The following is a 17,598-nucleotide window of genomic DNA, read 5'->3' on the forward strand; positions in this document are numbered from 1 at the left end:
CCTTGTCCTTGCCGTGCTCACCCCCCTTCGGCCGGTCTACTTCCCTTTTCCCTTCGGACCACCCTTGCCCTTCGGCTTCGCCGGTTCGGCCTTCGGCTTCGGCGCGGGCTTCGCCTTCGCCGTCCCGCCCTTGGCGGTCGTCTTGGCGGTGCTCCTGGTGGCCGGCTTGGTGGCCGGCTTGGCGGGCGCCTTGGTGGTCGGCGCGACGGTGATCGGCACCGACCCGGCGATGCCCGACACCTGCACCCCGCACGTGCGTCCGCCGATCATGAACTCCACCGGCAGCGTGTTGCTCCCGCTGTAGCGCCCGGCCAGCGTGAGCTTGGTCGACGCGCCCGGCGCCAGCACCGGAGTCGCCGCCGGGGCGGTGACCGACACGGTCCGCCCCACCTGGCGTACCGGAGGTTGGGCCGTGGTGATCGCCTGCTTGCCGGGGAAACTGAAGCTCATGGTCCAGTCGCGCAGCTCGCGGGTGCCGGTGTTGGTCACCGTCAGCTCGGCCGAGAAGTCCTTGCCGGTGTCGCGGCGCAGCGAGTAGTCGACCGCGCACGGGGTCGGCTCGGGCAGTCCCATCCGCGCCTCGGTCGGCTCGACGCCGCCGCTGGCCGGGCTTCGCGACGTCACACCCCACAGCGTGGCGGTGACCGCGATCAGGCCGGCGGCGGCCACCCCGGCCTCCACCCGGCGCCGCCGCACCGCGGCCCGCCGGGTCCGGGTGCGGACCACCGAGAACGGCAGCGCGTCGGTCTCCGCCGACCACGGCAGGATCGTGGTGCCGGCGTTCTCCATCAGCGCCGGGTCGACCCGGCCGAACGCCGGCGACACCGGTACGACCGCCGCGATGCCGGCCGCCTCGGCGAGGGTCCGGGCCACCTCGGTGGTCAGCTGGCGGTCCTCGGGGCGCTTGGCCAGGCAACGCTGGACCAGCTCGGCGACCTGCGCCGGCAGCCCCGGCACCGGCGGCATCGGGTCCGGATCCCGGTACATGTGGGCGCGGAGCATCTCGGTGGTGGTGCTGGCCTGCCACGGCAGCCGGCCGGTGAGCATCCGGTAGAGCAGCAGCCCCACCGCGTACACGTCGGTGGCGGGCGAGACGTGCCCGTTGTCCAGCCGCTCCGGGGCCAGGTAGGCGGGCGTGCCGAGCAGCGCGCCGTCCGGCCCCTTGTCGCTCTCCCCCACCAGCGCCGAGATGCCGAAGTCGACGACCTTCACGCCGGTCGGGGTGAGCATGACGTTGCCCGGGGTCACGTCCCGGTGCACCACGCCCCGGGCGTGCGCGGTGGCCAGCGCCGAGGCCACCTCCGCGCCGATCGTCATGGCCTCCCGCCAGGGGAGCTGCCCGTCCCGGCCGAGCCGGCCGCTGAGCGGGCCGCCGTCGACCAGCTCCATCACCACGTACGGAACGGTCAACCCGACCTGGATCGACTCGCCGTAGTCGTACACGTTGGTGATGTTGGGGTGGCAGAGCCGCGCGGCGGCCTGCGCCTCGACGCGGATCCGGTGCCGGAACGCCTTGTCACTGGCCAGCCGCGAGGCGAGCACCTTGACCGCCACCTGCCGGCCGAGCACCTCGTCGTAGCCGCGCCAGACCACCGACATGCCACCGGCGCCCAACTGCTCGACGAGCCGGTAGCGCTCGCCGAGGAGTTGCACGCCGTTCCTGACCGGTCCACCCATGGTCGGTCCTGTTGCCCGAAGTCGACCCTCGTACACCTGAGCGGTCGGAATCGGTCAGGAAAGTCACCCGTTCAGGCGGTCGCCAGGAGTTGGTCCACCGGCGCGTAGTCGTCGGTGAGGACCTGCGCGTCCCCGACCCACTCGGCGGTGCGGGCCTCGTCGAGCAGCTCGGCCGGCTCCGGCAGCAGCTTCAGCCCGTTCGGGATCCCGGCCAGCGGCAGCGGCGCGTCCGAGGCGATGATCAGGAAGTTCGCGCCCTGCCGACCGGCGACCGCGCCGGGCGGGGCGATCAGCGCGACGTGCTCGAACACCGCCGAGACGGTGGCCAGCTCGGCCTTGATGAACCGGTCCGGCGGGTAGTCGATGACGTTCTGCACGTAGACGCCGTCCGGGCGCAGCACCCGCCGGATGTCGGCGGCCATCTCGCGGGTGGCCAGGTGCCAGGGCACCACCAGGTGGCCGAACGCGTCCCCGACGATGAGGTCGCGGCTGTCGGTCGGCTCGCCGCCGAGCAGCACCCGCGCGTCACCGACCCGGGCGCGCAGCTGCGGGCCGGTGCGCAGGCCCAGCTCCCGCTTGTCCAGGTCGACCAGGCCGCCGTCCAGCTCGAAGACCAGGTTGTCGGTGCCCGGCCGGGTCGCGGCCAGATAGTGCGGCACGGTGAAGCCGCCGCCGCCCAGGTGCAGCGCGTCCATCGGCTGCCGCGCCGGCCGGGCCAGGTCCGCGACCAGGCCGATCCACTGCGTGTACGCGTACTTCAGGTGGGTCGGCTCGCCCAGGTCGACGTAGGAGTGCTCGGCCGAGTTGAGGTAGAGCGTGCGCCCCGCCGGCCACTGCGGGTCCACCTCGACCCGCGCGCAGTGGTAGGCGGTCTCCACGTCGCACGGGTTCGGCGCGGCGGCGGTGAGCCCGGCGGCGGAGAGGCCGAGCAGCGCGAGCGCGGCCTTGGCCCGCCCCGGGGCCGACGGCCCGCCACCGGAGCGTCGCCGCAGCCAGAACCCGAGCGCCAAGCCGGTCACCCCGAGCACCGCGGCCAGCGCCAGCACGATCACCGAACTGGGCAGCGCGGCGACCAGGATGAAGCCGGTGCCCAGCGTGGCCGTGATGCCGCCCAGCGTGCCGATGCTGGAGAGCTTGCCGACCACCTGGCCGGTGCGGCGCAGGTCGGCGAGTTGGAGCTTCACCACCAGCGGGGTGATCCCGGCCAGCAGCGCCGCGGGCAGCAGCACGGTCACCGCGGTCAGCAGGAGCACCGCGCTCGCCGCGCCGCCGCGCAGCACCTCACCGGCGTAGCGGACGATCGGCAGGGTGACCGCGGTGGCGATGCCGGCCAGCACCAGCGCCGGGGCGATCAGGGTGCGCGGGTCCCGCCGGTCGGCGAGCCACCCGCCCATCCACGCCCCGTACGCGATGGCGGCCAGCGCCATGCCGATGACCGAGCTGGTCACCTGGAGCGTCACCCCGACGTACGGGCCGACCAGGCGCAGCGAGACGGTCTCCAGCACCAGCACCGCACCACTGGAGAGGAAGACCAGGAACGCGGCGAGCCCGTTCGGCAGGGCCCGCGGCGGGGCCGCCGCGTCGGCGGTCGGCTCGGTGATGACGTCGGACGATGTGCTGCTCACCGTCGCGATGGTACGCAGCGTTCCTGGGCCGCCGGGTCAGTACATCGAGATGTGAACATGGTTTGTGTGGTCGGCGGCCGGGCTGCCGCCCCCGCTGTACGCCCGCCAGCCGGTGTTCGGCATCCAGATCTGGCGGTACCAGATCACGTACATGATGCCGAGCCGGTTCGCGTTGTTCTTCGCCCAGGCGGCGAGGCTGTCGCCGTACGCCTTGTCGCCACCGGTGGCGGTCTTGTCCTCGAACCCGTCGGTGGCGGCGGCGAAGTCGCAGGCCCGGCCCTTGGGGTGCTCGCCGCCCCCGCCGCTTCGGTGACACGACGCGTAGCGCTTGTAGCCGGCGGCCTTGGCCTGCTGGAGCATGTGCAGCGTGCGCGGCGTGATGCAGCCGGACGCGGGGGTCGGGTCGTCCACCGAGCACGACTCCGACGGCCACGAGCCGTCCGAGTTGCGCGGCGCCGGCTTGGCCGACGAGGAACCGCCGCTGAAGCCGGAGCCGGCCCCGGAGCTGACCTTGGCCAGCGCGACCTCGGCGTCCTTCTTCTTGCGGGCCAGCACGGCGACCTGCTTCTGCTGCTCGCGCACCTCGGCGTCGATGGCCAGCTTCGACTCGGCCGCCTCGGCCTTGGCCCGGGCGAGGTCACCCAGGCGCTTGCTGTCCCGCTGGGCCATCGTGTCCAGCTCGGCCGCCCGCTTCAGGAAGTCGTCCGGCCCGGAGCTGGCCAGCAGCATCGACGCCTCGTTGAGCCGACCCAGCCGGTAGGACTGCACGGCCACCTCACCGGCCTGCGCGGTCAACCCGACGAGGCGCGCCTCGGTGTCCTTGAGCTGGGTGGCCAGCGCGGCCTGCCGGCGCTTGGAGTTGTCCAGCCGGTTCTTGGCGTCGATGTGGCCCTTCGCCGCGGCCTCCAGCGCCGCCCGCAACTGCTTGCTGTCGCCCTCGTCGGGGGCGTTCGGACTCGGCGCGGCGGCGGCCGGGCCGGCCACGGCGAGGCTGCCGGCGCCGAGCAGCACGGCCGTCGCGGCGAGCAGCGCGAGCAACGACCGGCGGACGCGCCGGCCGGTGAGCCTGGTCCTGGGCACTGTTGGTCCTTCCGTCGACCGCCGGCCCCCCGAGTCGACCGTGCGCGGCGGCGTCTCCGCCGGCGCCGGGCGGCGGCCTGCTGGCGGAAACCGCCGGTCACGATACCGGACCGTGCGCCCCGCGCCAGGCCGGCGAGGGCGCGGAGCGCGTAACGTCGACGCAGCGTGCCGCGGTCGTCGCCCAACGCCGATCAGCGGGCCAGCAGCGCCGCGTACACCTCGTCCCAGATCTCCTCGCTGGCGGCGACCAGCAGGCCCCGGCCTTCGTCGGCCGGGTGGTAGTCGGTGCCGTCGAATCGGCGGGCCACCCCGCCGGCCTCCCGGACGAGCAGCGTGCCGGGGGTGTGGTCCCAGGGCAGGGTGCGCCAGAACAGCACGAACTGCTGGGCGCCGGTGAGGATGTCCAGGTATTCCCGGCCGGCGCAGTGCTGGCCGGGCAACAGCTCACCGAGCCGCCGACCGCCCGCCTCGACGTCGCGGCGGAAGTCCGCCGGCAGGAACTTCGTCATCGCGGTGCCGCGCAGCGCGCCCGCCTCCGGCGCCGACCCGGCGGCCCGCACCGGCGTGCCGTCCAGCGTCGTGCCCGCGCCGAGCCGGCCGGCCGCCATCGTGCCGTCCAGCGGGTCGTAGACCCAGGAGGCCACCGGTACGCCGTCGGTGAGCAGCGCCACCATCAGCGCGAACGGCCGCCGGCCGGCGGCGAAGTTGGACGTGCCGTCGACCGGGTCGACCAGCCAGACGTCACCGCTGCCGTGCAGGTGCCGCAGCAGGTCGGGATCGTCGGCGACGGCCTCCTCGCCGACCACCACCGAGCCGCGGCGCAGCCGCCGCAGCCCCTCGGAGATCAGCTTCTCGGCCTCGCGGTCGGCGACGGTCACCACCTCGCCGGGCGCCTTCTCGGAGATGTCGGACGCGTCGAGCCGGCGGAACAGCGGCACCACGACGTCGGCCGCGGCCTCCCGCAGCAGCGCGGCGACGTCGTCCAGCAGCGGGTCAGCCACGCGGCGGCAACTTGACCACGCTGACGAAGAACTCGTCGATCTGGCGGACCACCGAGATGAAGCGCTCGAAGTCCACCGGCTTGGTCACGTAGGCGTTGGCGTGCAGCTGGTAGCTGCGCAGGATGTCCTCGTCGGCCTGCGAGGTGGTGAGCACCACCACCGGGATCCGGCGCAGTTCCTCGTCCTTCTTGATCTCTTCCAGCACCTCCCGGCCGTCCCGGCGGGGCAGGTTGAGGTCGAGCAGGATCAGGTCGGGGGTGACCGCGTCCGCGTACTGGCCCTCGCGACGCAGGTAGGCCAACGCCTCCGCGCCGTCGGAGACGACGGTGAGGCGGTTGCGGAGCTTGTGCTCCTCGAACGCCTCCTGGGTCATCAGCACGTCGCCCGGGTCGTCCTCGACGAGCAGGACCTCGATCGGGCTCTTGCCGTCCGCAGGCGCGGTCATCCCACCGTCTCCTTCATGCCACCGTTTGTACCGTGTCCGTCCGCCCGTGCGGGCGACTCCTCGCGTACCGGGCCGTCCGACTGAGTGGCGGCCTCGGGAGCGGCGTCCTCGACGCCCTCGCCGGTCGACGCCCCGTCCCCGGTCGACCCCTCCACCGGCTCGGTCGCCTCGGCGGCCTCGTCGGCCTCGGCCTCGTCGGCCGCCCGGGCCGCCTCGAGGTCGGCCTCCAGGGCGGGCAGCGTGAACCGGATCGTCGTGCCCACCTCGGCGTCGGTGTCCACCCAGACCCGACCGCCGTGATATTCCACGATCTTCTTGACGATGGCGAGCCCGATGCCGGTGCCCGGGTACGCGTCCTTGGAGTGCAGCCGCTGGAAGATCACGAAGATCTTGTCGGCGAACTCCGGCTCGATCCCGATGCCGTTGTCCCGGCAGCTGATCTCCCACTCGCCGTCCACCAGCCGGGCCGACACGTGCACCTTCGGCGTCACGTCGGGGCGGCGGAACTTCACCGAGTTGCTGACCAGGTTGGCCAGCAGGTTGGTCAGCAGCGGCTCCTCGCCGCGGATCGTCGGCATCTCGTCCCAGGTCAGCTCCGCGTCGGCGTACTGCCGGGCCGCCTCGGTCTGCCCGGCCACGTCGCCCATCACCTTGTTCAGGTCGACCTCGGTGAAGCCGGTGGTCATCCGGCCGATCCGGGAGAACGCGAGCAGGTCGTTGATGAGCCGCTGCATCCGCTGCGCGCCGTCCACCGCGAACGCGATGTACTGGTCCGCCCGCTCGTCGAGCTGCCCGGCGTAGCGCCGCTGGAGGAGCTGGCAGAAGCTGGCCACCTTGCGCAGCGGCTCCTGCAGGTCGTGCGAGGCCACGTACGCGAACTGCTCCAGGTCACGGTTGGAGCGGGTCAGCTCCTCGGCCTGCTTCTGCAGCTGGCTGTTGACCCACTCGATCCGTTCCCGCGCCTGGCGTACCTCGTCCAGCTCCTGGGCGATCTTCTGCCGCATCAGGTCGATGTCGTCGGCGAGCCGGCGGAACTCGGGCGGGCCGGACCCCTCGATGTGGTGCTGGTAGTCGCCCTCGGCCACCTCCCGCACCTGGCTCACCAGGCCGGCCAGCGGGCGGATCAGGATCCGGTCGAGCGAGAGCAGCATGACCGCCCCGGCCACCGCCACCACCAGGGCCGCGATGATCAGCAGCACGACCAGCGCGTTGCTGGTGGCGTTGACCCGGTCGGCGGCCGCCTGCCGAACCGTCAGGATCTCGTCCTGAAGCGTGTTCACCGAAGCCCGGATCCCGTCGAACTGCCGCCGGGTCTCGTCGGTGACCAGTGCCTGCCCGGCCGACGGGCCACTGCGCTCGGTGGTCGCGATCACCGGCTCGGCCACCTGGGCCCGCCACTGTGCCGCCTGCTGCTCGATCACGGTCAGCTCGCGGCGTACGCCCGGGTAGTCGGCGGAGAGGTCACGGATCGACGCGACCAGGCCCTGCTCGCGCTTCAGGCCCTCCTGGTAGGGCGCCAGGTCCTTGCGGTCGCCGTTGACCGCGTAGCCGCGCACCGCGGTCTCCTGGTCCAGCAGCGCGCTCATCAGCTCCTGCGCCTGGACCCGCAGCGGGCCGGTCTTGAGCAGCACCGCGTCGATGTTCTGCCGGTTCTTCGCGGCGACCGCCGCCTCCGCGGCGGCCAGCCCGAGCAGCAGCACCAGCACCACGCCGAGGAGCGCGACCACCCGCCGCCGCAGGGTCCACCCCTGCTGGTACGCCTTCACCGATCCCACTTCCGCTCGTTCCTCAGGTTCACCGGCCGCCACCGCGGGTGACCAGCAGCATCGCCACGTCGTCGGCCAGCGGGCCGCCGTTGATCTGCTCGGCGCGACCGACCAGCCAGGCGGGCAGCTCGGCCAGCGGCACCGCCCGGTTGGCCGGGTCGGACAGCAGATCGGTCAGACCCGGCACGTCCAGCCGCTCGTCGCCGCCGTCGACCCGGCCCTCGATCAGGCCGTCGGTGTACATCAGCAGCGACCAGTCGTCGGTGTCGAACTCCAGGTCGAACGCGACGGGGCGACGGGGTCGGACGCCGAGCAGCAGGCCACCCTTGGCCGGCACCGGGGCGACCTTACCGCCGCTGAGCAGCAGCGGCGGCGGGTGGCCGGCGAGCCGGACGGTGGCCCGCGCCGACGCCAGGTCGAGCCGGGCGGTCGCCACCGTCGCGAAGATCTCCTGGAGCCGGCGCTCGCTCATCAGCACCTGCTCCAACGCGGGCAGCACCTCGTCGTCGGGCACCCCGGCCAGCACCAGGGCCCGCCAGGCGACGCGCAGCTCGACGCCGAGCGCCGCCTCGTCCACCCCGTGGCCGCAGACGTCGCCGACGATCAGGTCGATCCGGTCCGGCCGGGTCTGCACCACGTCGTAGAAGTCGCCGCCGATCAGCGCGGCGTGCCGGCCGGGCCGGTAGAACGTGTGCACCGCGACCTCGTCGGTGGTCATCAGCGGCTGCGGCAGCAGGCCGCGCTCCAGGCGGGCCGACTCGGCCTGACGCAGCTCCACCTCACGCAGCCGGCGGGCGTTCTCGTCGGCCCGCTTGCGCTCCACCGCGTAGCGCAGCGCCCGGGTCAGCAGGACGCCGTCCACCTGGCCCTTGACCAGGTAGTCCTGCGCGCCCTCGGCGACCGCCACGATGCCCAGGTGCTCGTCGGAGCGGCCGGTCAGCACGCAGACCGCGGCGCCGCTGGCCATCTCCAGCACCCGGCGCAGCCCGTCCAGGCCCTGCGCGTCCGGCAGGCCCAGGTCGAGCAGGACGCAGTCCACGCCCATCACCCGCTGCCGGGCCTCGCTGAGGCTGGTGGCCACCAGCAGGTCGATCATCGAGTTGGTCTCGGCGAGCAGCTCGCCGACCAGGAAGGCGTCGCCCTCGTCGTCCTCGACCAGCAGCACCCGCAGCCGCTCGCCCGGCGGGAGGCCGCCGTGCAGCCCCGCGCCGGCCCGGGGCACGACGACGGAACCCGGCACGCTGCTCCCCCCGTGCGGCCGGGTCACCGCCGCGAGGCGCGGGAGTTCGCTGGTGATGTCGGGCTCCTTCCGGGCGCCGTGGGCGATCCAGGCTAAGACAAACGGTCGCACACCACACGACCGCCGTCGGCATCGGTCGGCGGTGAACCTCTTCCACCCGGACAGCGGCACGGCCGACCCCCGATGTTACGCCGGGAGCGGTGCCAGGGCGGCAAGGCACCGACCGGGTGGTGCCGTCGCGAGGCCCGGGGGTGCAGGATGATGCCCACCCCCGTAGATCCACCCCGAGGAGTCCCCGTGGGCGCACCCCCCACCCGCCCCGCCGACCGGGCGTTGGCCAAGCCGCGCCGCCGGTTGCCCGCCGCCGTCGCCGCGCTGGTCGCGCTGCTCGCCGTCGGGGCGGGCGTCCTGCTCGACCTGTCCACCCCGGCGCCGCGCCCGGCGAGCGCGCCGGCCGACGAGTTCAGCGCCGCCCGGGCGTACCGGAACGTCGAGGTGATCGCCGCCCGGCCGCACGTGGCCGGCAGCGAGGCCAACGACCGGGTACGCGAGCACCTGGTGGGCACGCTGCGCGGGCTGGGCCTGGAGACGCAGGTGCAGGACGCGGTCGCGCCGGAGGCCGGGCAGCTCAGCGGCGCGGCCGGCGGGGCGACGCTGGCCCGGGTCCGCAACGTGGTGGCCCGGCTCCCCGGCACCGACCCGACGGGCCGGGTCTTCCTCGTCTCCCACTACGACTCGGTGCAGACCGGGCCCGGCGGCAACGACGACGCCGCCGGCACCGCCACCATCCTGGAGGTGGCCCGGGCGCTGACCACCGGCCCGCGCCCCCGCAACGACGTGGTCTTCGTGCTCACCGACGCGGAGGAGGCGTGCCTGTGCGGTGCCGCCGGCTTCGCCGCCGACCACCCGCTGGCCGCCGACGGCGGGGTGGTGCTCAACCTGGAGGCGCGCGGCTCCACCGGCCCGGTGATCATGTTCGAGACCTCACGGAACAACGCGAAGCTGGTGGACGTCTTCGGTCGGGCCGTCCCGCACCCGGTGGGCACCTCGTTCGCGGTGGAGATCTACCGGGCGCTGCCCAACGACACCGACTTCACCGCGTTCCTCGACCAGAAGTTCGTCGGGCTGAACTCCGCCTACATCGACGGCGGGGCGATCTATCACACGCCGCTGGACGTGCCGGCCCGGATGGACCGGGGCAGCCTCCAGATGCACGGCGACAACGCGCTCGGCCTGGCCCGCGAGTTCGGCCGCACCGACCTGGGCGACCTGCGCTCCGGCCACGACGACACCTACTTCCCGGTGCCCGGCGGTCTGGTCCGCTATCCCGGCTGGCTGACCCTGCCGCTGGCCGTGGTCGCGCTGCTCGCGGTCGGCGCGCTCGGCTGGCTGCTGCGCCGCCGCGGGCGGGCCACCGCCGGCACGCTCGCCGCCGGCGTCGCCCTGACCCTGGTGCCGCTCGTGGTGGCCCCGGTGGGCGCCTGGCTGCTCTGGACCGCGATCACCACGGTCCGCCCCGGCTATGCGGAGCTGCTCGACCCGTACCGTCCGGTCTGGTACCGGCTCGCCGTGGTGGCGCTCGCCGCCGCGGTGCTCCTCTGCTGGTACGCGCTGAGCCGCCGCCGGGTCGGCCCGGCCGCCCTGGCGTTCGGCGGGCTGACCTGGCTGGCCCTGTTCGGGGTGCTGCTCGCCATGCTGGTGCCCGGCGGGGCGTACCTGACGACCCTGCCGGCGCTGGCCGGCGCGGTCGCCGGCCTCGCCGCGCTGGCCACCCGGCGCGACGGCCCGTGGCCGGTGGTCGCGGTGACGCTGGCCGCCGCGGTGGCCGTGGTCATCCTGCTGCCCACGGTGGTGCTGCTCTTCCCGGCGCTCGGCATGGGCATGGGCGCGGTCGCCGCGCTCGTCGCGGTGCTGCTCGGCCTGGCCGCGCTGCCCGTGGTGGACCTGCTGCACCCGCGGGCGGGCGGCCAGCGGGGCCTGCTCGCGCTGCGGGCCCGCCGGCTCGGCGCGCTGCCCGCCACGGCCGCCGCGCTGGCCGCGGTGGTGCTCGCCGGGGTCGGCCTCTCCGTGGACCGCTTCGACGCCGACCACCCCGTGCCGACCCACCTGATGTACGCGCTGGACGCCGGCACCGGCAAGGCGGCCTGGCTCAGTCACGAGGAGGCGCCGCAGCCCTGGACCGACGGGTACGTCGACCGGAGCGTCTCGGTCGCCGACGACTTCCCCGGCCTGGGCGACGGCGAGTTGCGGGCCGGGCCGGCGCAGGCGGCGTCCCTGCCCGCGCCGAAGCTGGAGACGCTCGCCGACACCCGTGCCGGCGACCAGCGGACACTGCGGGTACGGGTCACGCCGCAGCGGCCGGTGCGGCTGCTGACGCTGCACGTGGACACCACCACCGCCACCGTGCGGGCCGCGTCGGTGGCCGGGCGGGAGGTGCCGGTCAAGACGCGCGAGGGCCGGTGGGGCTTCGGGATCGTCTTCCACGCCCCGCCGCCGGAGGGCGTCGAGGTGACGCTGACGCTGGCGTCCACCGGCGACGGTCCGGTGAACCTGCGCGCGATGGACGCCAGCGACGGGCTGTCCGCGCTGCCCGGGTTCCGGGCCCGGCCGGCGGACGTGGGCGTGGTCGGCTCGCACAGCTCGGAGATGCTGGCGGTGGCGCGCACGTACCCGCTCTGATTTTTCGGTGTGGTTGTCGAGGAACGGCCGCTCGACGAGGTGCACGTGGACCTGGTGCTGGTGCTGCTCGGCGACGGGATCCCGTTCTTCCTCGGGCTGGGGATCGCCCCGGTTGACTTGGAGGGACTGTTCCGGGTGGTCGAGGGCACCGGCGTCAGCCACCTGGCCTGCCGGGTCGCCGCCCCGCCTGATCGACACCAGTTCGCCGAGGTGGCGGCGTCCCGGTCCAACGGACACCGTCACCTCGGCGTAGCGAAGTCGATCACGAGCCTCGCGGCCGATCAGCGGACTGGACGCCACGCGCTAGGGTCACCCACGTGATCGACACGATCTCCGGGGTCGTGGCGCGGCACCGACGTCCCGTCCTGACGGTGGGCCTGCTGGTGGCGGGCGGGAACGCCATCGCGATGGGGTACGTGCCCGACCTGGCGCGAGCGGTGCTCCTCCCGGTCCTCGCCCTCGCCCTGACCGCCCTGGTCCTGGCGATCATCACGCTGGGAAACCGGCCCGCCGCGCTGGTGGTGTCGCCGCGACCACCGGCCTTCACCCCGCCCGTGGCGGGGTGGCGCGTCCTGCTCACCCTGGGGCTCCTCGGGCAGGCTTCCACGACCGTCGGCTCGTACCTGCGCTCCGCCGAGGCGGGCATCGACACCACGATCGACGTCGTCGTCGGCGTGCTCTGGCTCTCGCTGATCGCGCTGCTGGTCCGGGCGACGTGGCGCGGGCACGACGTGCGGTTGGACCCGGAGGGCGTACACGTAGTCGGGCTTCTCGGGTCGCGCACGGTCCCGTGGGAGGCACGGCCGGCCACCGAGACGCCACACGACTACGGCCGGTCGCCGATGCGGCTCCCACTGACCATCGCGAACCCCGGTTTGGTGCGGCGTCACGGCCTGGTGGTGGGCCGCGCCAGGTTGCCCGTTGACAGCGTCGACGGCCGCTTCCTCACCACCGTGATCAGCCACTACGTCGCCCACCCGCAGCACCGCCCCGCCATCGGCACGCCGGTCGAGTACCGGCGCCTGCTCACGCACCTGCGCGGCGCCGCCGGTTGATCGAGTGACGAAACGGGCCATGGTCGTCGCATGTGGCATGGGCCCGACGGCTCCACCCCGACGTCGAGGTCGGCAGGTCCGGGATCGCGGGTGAGGGCCTGTTCGCCCGCGCTCTCTCCCGGCCGGAACCGCGGGGCCTACGTTCGTCGTCAACTCTCAGCGAGCGAGGTTCACCCGGCGCCCCTGGCCGATCTCATCCGTCTCGTCGTCGGTGACCACGGCGAACGCGCCCCCGGGCACGCCGTCAAGCGCGGCCACCCGAGACGCGGCGGCGAGCAGGCCGGCCTCGTCGGCACCGCCCACGGCAAAGACGTAGACGTCGTCGCACTCCTCGCCCTCGTCGATCACCTCGATCTCCCCCTGCTCCTCCAGGTCGCCGAGGAGAGCCTCGACGTCGTCGATCCAGGGAAAGGGGTACGCGTCAGCGGTACGACCCCCCGGCACCAGGGGAACGTGGATCTCCACAATCAACCCAGCCATCCGAGCATGATCGCCGGCTGCGCGGACGCGGTCCAGAGATACCCGGTCGCCGGGGGCACACCCGCTCGCTACGCTGCGCCGCATGCGGCTGGAGACGATCACCCCCGACAACTACGAGGCGGCACTCGGCCTGTCGGTGCGCCCCGACCAGGAGGACCTGGTGGCGCCGGTGGTCAAGTCGCTGGCCGAGGCGTACGTCTTCCCGGAGCACGCCTGGCCGAGGGTGATCTACGACGGGGACCGGCTCGTCGGTTTCCTGATGGCGTTCTTCGACATCGCGTGGAACGACCGCCCGGACGACGTACGGGCCGGACTCTGGCGGCTGAACATCGCGGCCGACGCGCAGGGCCACGGCTACGGCCGGTTCGCCGTCGACGCGGTGTGCGCGGAGATCAAAGCCCGGGGCGGCGACCGGGCGTACGTCACCTGGGAGCCCAGGCCCGGCGGACCGGAGCTGTTCTACCTGAAGCTGGGTTTCCGGCCGACCGGCGAGCGCAGCGGCGGCCAGACGGTCGCCGTCCGCGACCTCTGACGCACGAGCGGCCGTCAGGCTACTTCCAGCGGAAGTGGACGAAGAGGCGGCCGAAGTTCTTCGAATCCTTCTCGACCCGGTGGTAGAGCTGCTTGACGTCCTTCTGGTCGAGGAAGCGCAGCACCTTCTTCTTGAGCGCCCCGGAGCCCTTACCCGGGATGATCTCCACGAGCGTGGCCTTCTTCGCCACGGCCTCGTCCATGATCCCGCGCAGCGCGCGATCGATGTCGTGGCCCTTGTTGTAGATGTCGTGGAGATCGAGCTTCAGCTTCACCAGTCCATCCTAGGTACGCCGAAGGGCAGCCCACCCGGGCTGCCCTTCGACGGGGCTCAACGACCGACCTTGCCCTCCACCCGGCGCAGGGCCGTGGTGTAGTCGGCGTTCGTCGAGTACATGGCCGCCGCGATCCGCAGGTGCCGCAGCGCGTCGGCCGGCCGGTTCATCCGCTCCAGCGTGCGGCCGAGCACGTGGTGCGCGTAGTGGTCGCTCGGGTCCCGGTCGACCAGCTCGCGCAACTGCTCCTCGGCGCGGTTGAGCTGCGCCGACTGGAAGTACGCCCGGGCCAGCAGCTGACGGACCGAGGAGTTGTCCGGCTCCGCCTCGATGATCGGTTCGAGCAGCCGGGCCGCCCCGGTCGGGTCCCCGGAGTCGAAGAACATGGTCGCCCGCCGGTACTCCGCCAGAAGGTCCACTCGACCCACCTCCTCGTGTCGCGTCAGCCCTTTGTCCGACGCTGGCACAACACCGGCGCGAGCGCGAGTGTTCCACGGGGTGAAGATCAGGGGGTCGGGTCGTACCGGTCGCCCACCAGGTCCCAGGCCCGGACACCACCGACGATTCCGGCCGTGTTCGGGACGACCACGACGTCGTCCCCCATCCGCGCCACCTGTTCCGGCCGGATCAGCCGCGAGTTGCCCCCGCCGAGATAGAGCCGGTCCCAGCGGAACACCGGCCGCAGGCCGTCCACCACCTGCCGGATCCGCCGGGACCAGAACGCGTCGCCCAGGCGTCGCCGCTCCGGCTCCCCCACGTACGTGTCGTAGGTGGTGTTCCAGCGCACCGGCGCGTGCGACAGCTCCAGGTGCGGAGCCAGCACCCCGCCGTCGAAGAGCGCGCTGCCCAGCCCGGTGCCGAGCGTCAGGACCAGCTCGCAGCCGGTGCCGGCGACCACGCCGGCACCGTGCACCTCGGCGTCGTTGAGCACCAGCGCGGGTACGCCGAACGCCTCGGCCAGCGCGCCGCGCGCGTCGTACCCGGACCATTCCGCGACCAGGTCCTGGTCGACGCGGCTGCGCGGCCCGGAGCGGGTCACGTAGTGCGGGGTGGCCACCACCACGCCGTGCCGGATCATGCCGGGCATGCCGACGGTGAGCCGGTCCGCCGCGGGCAGCCGGGCGCCGAGATCAAGCAGCGTCGTCACGAACAGGCTCGGGGGCAGGGGGTACGGCGTGGGCACGCGCAACGGTCGGGCCCGCATGGTCCCGGCGGCGTCCAGCACGGAGGCCTTGATCCCGCCGCCCCCGCAGTCGATCGCCAGTGTGGTCGCCACGGCTGTGAGTCTCCCTCAGACGAGCGTCGCCCCGAGCGCGGGTCACGGTAATCCGGATGCGCCCGCCGGTAGGCTCGGTTCCCTGATGAGCGCCACGTTGATCGCCAAGGATCTCACCGCCGGCCACGGTGACCGCCTTCTCTTCTCCGACCTGAGCCTGGTCGTCGCGCCCGGCGACGTGGTCGGCCTGGTCGGGGTCAACGGCGCCGGCAAGTCCACGCTGCTGCGGACGCTCGCCGGCCTTCAACCCCGCGAGCAGGGCTCGGTGGCGTTGAACCCGCCCACCGCCACGGTCGGCTACCTGCCGCAGGAGCCGGAGCGCCGGCCCGGTGAGACGGTCCGGGACTTCCTGGCCCGGCGTACCGGCGTGACCGACGCGCAGGCCGCGCTGGACGTCGCCACCGAGGCGCTGACCGCCGGGGCGGCCGGCGCCGACGACGCGTACGCGACCGCTCTGGAACGGTGGCTCGACCTCGGCGGCGCGGATCTGGAGGAGCGGGCCGCGCAGGTCGCCGGCGAGCTGGGTCTCGACGTCGAGCTGGAGCACCCGATGACCGGCCTGTCCGGCGGGCAGGCGGCCCGCGCCGGGCTGGCCTCGCTGCTGCTCAGCCGCTACGACATCTTCCTGCTCGACGAGCCCACGAACGACCTGGACCTGGCCGGGCTGGACCGGCTGGAACGGTTCGTCACCGGGCTGCGCGCCGGCACCGTGCTGGTCAGCCACGACCGCGAGTTCCTCACCCGCACGGTGAACCGCATCGTGGAGCTGGACCTGCACCAGGGGCAGGTCAACCAGTACGGCGGCGGCTACGCGGCCTACCTGGAGGAGCGCGCCGTGGCACGTCGGCACGCCCGCGAGGAGTTCGAGGAGTACGCCGACACGAAGGCCGACCTGGAGGCGCGCGCCCGGACCCAGCGGGCGTGGATGGAGAAGGGCGTGAAGAACGCCCGGCGCAAGGCCACCGACAACGACAAGATCGGCCGCAAGTTCCGGACCGAGTCCACCGAGAAGCAGGCGGCGAAGGCCAAGCAGACCGCCCGGTTGATCGAGCGGTTGGAGGTGGTCGAGGAGCCACGCAAGGAGTGGGAGCTGCGGATGGAGATCGCCGCCGCGCCCCGCGCCGGCGCCGTCGTGGCCTCGCTTCGAGGAGCGGTGGTACGCCGGGGCGGCTTCACCCTCGGCCCGGTGGACCTCCAGGTCGACTGGGCCGACCGGGTGGCCATCACCGGGGCGAACGGCTCCGGCAAGAGCACGTTGCTGGCCGCGTTGCTGGGCCGGCTGCCGCTGGACGAGGGCCACGCCGCGCTCGGGCCGGGTGTGGTGGTGGGCGAGGTGGACCAGGCCCGAGGCTTGTTCCTCGGCGGCCAGCCGCTGCTCGACGCGTTCGGCGCCGCCGTAGGAGATCTCGCGCCGGCGGACGCGCGGACGCTGCTGGCCAAGTTCGGCCTGCGCGCCGACCACGTGCTGCGGCCGGCGGCGACGCTGTCGCCGGGCGAGCGGACCCGCGCCGCGCTGGCCCTGCTCCAGGGGCGCGGCGTCAACCTGCTGGTGCTCGACGAGCCGACCAACCACCTCGACCTGGCCGCGATCGAGCAGCTGGAGTCGGCGCTGGCCACCTACCCGGGCACGCTGTTGCTGGTGACCCACGACCGGCGGATGCTGGACGCGGTGAGCGTGAACCGGCGGCTGCGCGTGGCCGACGGGCGGATCGCCGAGGATTGATCCGTGCCGACCGGCGCGCGCGGGGTCACAATGAGCCCATGCTCAAGTGGGAGTACGCGCTGCTGGTCCGCCGCCGCCAGGCCGCGACCACGGACACCGGCTGGGAGATCGTCTTCATCTGGTACGGCCCGGACGGCTCCATGATCGACGTGACGCCCTACGGCGACACCGCGCTGGCCCACCTGAACCGGGCCGGCGACCAGGGCTGGGAGCTGGTCGCGATGAGCGAGGACCCGTCGCTGCCCGGCAACGCCGAGCTGCACCGCTACCACCTCAAGCGCCCGAAGACGGCCCCGGCCCAACCTCGCCAGCGCATGCGCGGCTCCCGAACCCCCCGCCGCACCCTCCCCACCTGACCCCCTCCCCTCCCTTCCGCTCCCCCGTCCCGGCGGTGATCAAGGAGTTTGCGTCAGCGGGGCAGGCCGCTCTCGACACAAACTCCTTGGTCATCGTCGAGGGCGAGGGAGTGCGCATGCGGAAACGGCTCGTGCTGGCCGGCGGGTGACTACCGGCCCCGGGAGCGATATGACTCCTGGTCATATTTATGACTCTGAGTCATATCGTTGTCAGGGGGGATGCCTTCGTGGGCGCGACGCACCCGGGCGAGCGAGCCGCCGCCGGGAGGAAACAGCGTCGAGGGCCCTCGTCGGCGCGACGCACCCGGCCGGGCAGACCACCTCTGGAGGAAATCGTCGGCGCGGCAGGCCCGGACGGGTAAGCCGACGCCCGGTGATGCGGGCGCGGC

Annotated in this window: 17 protein-coding genes; 6 read left to right on the plus strand and 11 right to left on the minus strand. The window is 73.4% G+C overall.

Annotated elements, in window-relative coordinates:
* Window positions 1-36: 36 nt before the first annotated feature.
* The 7 genes from O7600_RS15490 to O7600_RS15520 all read right to left on the minus strand — a co-directional run bounded on the left by O7600_RS15490 (window position 37) and on the right by O7600_RS15520 (window position 8,834).
* Window positions 37-1,677 (minus strand): serine/threonine-protein kinase, encoded by a 1,641-nt coding sequence (locus O7600_RS15490; protein ID WP_281588010.1) that lies wholly within the window; start codon window positions 1,675-1,677, stop codon window positions 37-39.
* A 71-nt stretch (window positions 1,678-1,748) separates the two neighbouring features.
* Entirely contained in the window at window positions 1,749-3,302 is a 1,554-nt protein-coding gene (locus tag O7600_RS15495) for a fused MFS/spermidine synthase (protein WP_281588012.1), read from the minus strand.
* Window positions 3,303-3,338: 36 nt separating this feature from the next.
* Window positions 3,339-4,382, minus strand: a complete 1,044-nt coding sequence (locus O7600_RS15500) for a hypothetical protein (RefSeq protein WP_281588015.1) — start codon at window positions 4,380-4,382, stop codon at window positions 3,339-3,341.
* 191 nt (window positions 4,383-4,573) lie between these two features.
* The gene (locus tag O7600_RS15505) at window positions 4,574-5,383 is read right to left on the minus strand and encodes an inositol monophosphatase family protein (protein ID WP_281588016.1); all 810 of its coding nucleotides are present in this window, start codon (window positions 5,381-5,383) and stop codon (window positions 4,574-4,576) included.
* On the minus strand, window positions 5,376-5,828 hold the full coding sequence (locus O7600_RS15510) for a response regulator (RefSeq protein ID WP_091569521.1): 453 nt from the start codon (window positions 5,826-5,828) through the stop codon (window positions 5,376-5,378). The genes O7600_RS15505 and O7600_RS15510 overlap by 8 nt, the downstream gene beginning before the upstream one ends.
* Entirely contained in the window at window positions 5,825-7,594 is a 1,770-nt protein-coding gene (locus O7600_RS15515) for a sensor histidine kinase (RefSeq protein ID WP_281594169.1), read from the minus strand. Before O7600_RS15515 ends, O7600_RS15510 begins: the two co-directional genes overlap by 4 nt.
* Window positions 7,595-7,622: 28 nt before the next feature.
* Complete coding sequence (locus O7600_RS15520) at window positions 7,623-8,834, minus strand: fused response regulator/phosphatase (RefSeq protein WP_281588018.1); 1,212 nt, start codon at window positions 8,832-8,834, stop codon at window positions 7,623-7,625.
* 297 nt (window positions 8,835-9,131) lie between these two features.
* Here O7600_RS15520 and O7600_RS15525 point away from each other — a divergent pair, with 297 nt between their 5' ends.
* Genes O7600_RS15525 through O7600_RS15535 form a run of 3 tightly spaced genes read left to right on the plus strand, consistent with a single transcriptional unit; the run spans window position 9,132 to window position 12,568 of the window.
* Window positions 9,132-11,513, plus strand: a complete 2,382-nt coding sequence (locus O7600_RS15525) for a M28 family peptidase (RefSeq protein WP_281588020.1) — start codon at window positions 9,132-9,134, stop codon at window positions 11,511-11,513.
* A gap of 9 nt (window positions 11,514-11,522) precedes the next feature.
* Entirely contained in the window at window positions 11,523-11,834 is a 312-nt protein-coding gene (locus tag O7600_RS15530; protein ID WP_281588022.1) for a hypothetical protein, read from the plus strand.
* Window positions 11,831-12,568, plus strand: coding sequence for a hypothetical protein (locus O7600_RS15535; protein ID WP_281588024.1), 738 nt, complete (start codon window positions 11,831-11,833; stop codon window positions 12,566-12,568). The genes O7600_RS15530 and O7600_RS15535 overlap by 4 nt, the downstream gene beginning before the upstream one ends.
* Before the next feature lie 156 nt (window positions 12,569-12,724).
* On the opposite strand, the gene O7600_RS15540 is transcribed toward O7600_RS15535, so the two are convergent.
* The gene (locus O7600_RS15540) at window positions 12,725-13,048 is read right to left on the minus strand and encodes a hypothetical protein (RefSeq protein ID WP_281588026.1); all 324 of its coding nucleotides are present in this window, start codon (window positions 13,046-13,048) and stop codon (window positions 12,725-12,727) included.
* Between the two features lie 82 nt (window positions 13,049-13,130).
* On the opposite strand from O7600_RS15540, the gene O7600_RS15545 reads away from it, so the two are divergent.
* Window positions 13,131-13,580 carry a GNAT family N-acetyltransferase gene (locus O7600_RS15545; RefSeq protein WP_281588028.1) on the plus strand — a complete coding sequence of 150 codons (450 nt, stop codon included), beginning with the start codon at window positions 13,131-13,133 and terminating at the stop codon, window positions 13,578-13,580.
* A 19-nt stretch (window positions 13,581-13,599) separates the two neighbouring features.
* Here the strand turns inward: O7600_RS15545 and O7600_RS15550 are convergent, their stop codons facing one another.
* From O7600_RS15550 to O7600_RS15560, 3 genes are all read right to left on the minus strand, one after another.
* Window positions 13,600-13,854: a Smr/MutS family protein gene (locus O7600_RS15550; RefSeq protein WP_013288724.1), complete on the minus strand. Its 255-nt coding sequence runs from the start codon at window positions 13,852-13,854 to the stop codon at window positions 13,600-13,602.
* A 56-nt stretch (window positions 13,855-13,910) separates the two neighbouring features.
* Window positions 13,911-14,273, minus strand: coding sequence for a tetratricopeptide repeat protein (locus O7600_RS15555; RefSeq protein ID WP_281588030.1), 363 nt, complete (start codon window positions 14,271-14,273; stop codon window positions 13,911-13,913).
* An 86-nt stretch (window positions 14,274-14,359) separates the two neighbouring features.
* A complete protein-coding gene (locus O7600_RS15560) occupies window positions 14,360-15,130 on the minus strand; it encodes an ROK family protein (RefSeq protein ID WP_099163573.1) in 771 nt (256 codons plus the stop codon).
* A gap of 85 nt (window positions 15,131-15,215) precedes the next feature.
* On the opposite strand from O7600_RS15560, the gene O7600_RS15565 reads away from it, so the two are divergent.
* Both O7600_RS15565 and O7600_RS15570 read left to right on the plus strand, forming a co-directional pair.
* Window positions 15,216-16,853, plus strand: coding sequence for an ABC-F family ATP-binding cassette domain-containing protein (locus tag O7600_RS15565; RefSeq protein ID WP_281588033.1), 1,638 nt, complete (start codon window positions 15,216-15,218; stop codon window positions 16,851-16,853).
* Window positions 16,854-16,891: 38 nt separating this feature from the next.
* Entirely contained in the window at window positions 16,892-17,209 is a 318-nt protein-coding gene (locus O7600_RS15570; protein ID WP_091569484.1) for a hypothetical protein, read from the plus strand.
* The last annotated feature ends 389 nt before the right edge of the window (window positions 17,210-17,598 follow it).

Source organism: Micromonospora sp. WMMA1998, from assembly GCF_027497375.1.
Taxonomy (GTDB): Bacteria; Actinomycetota; Actinomycetes; order Mycobacteriales; family Micromonosporaceae; genus Micromonospora; species Micromonospora sediminicola.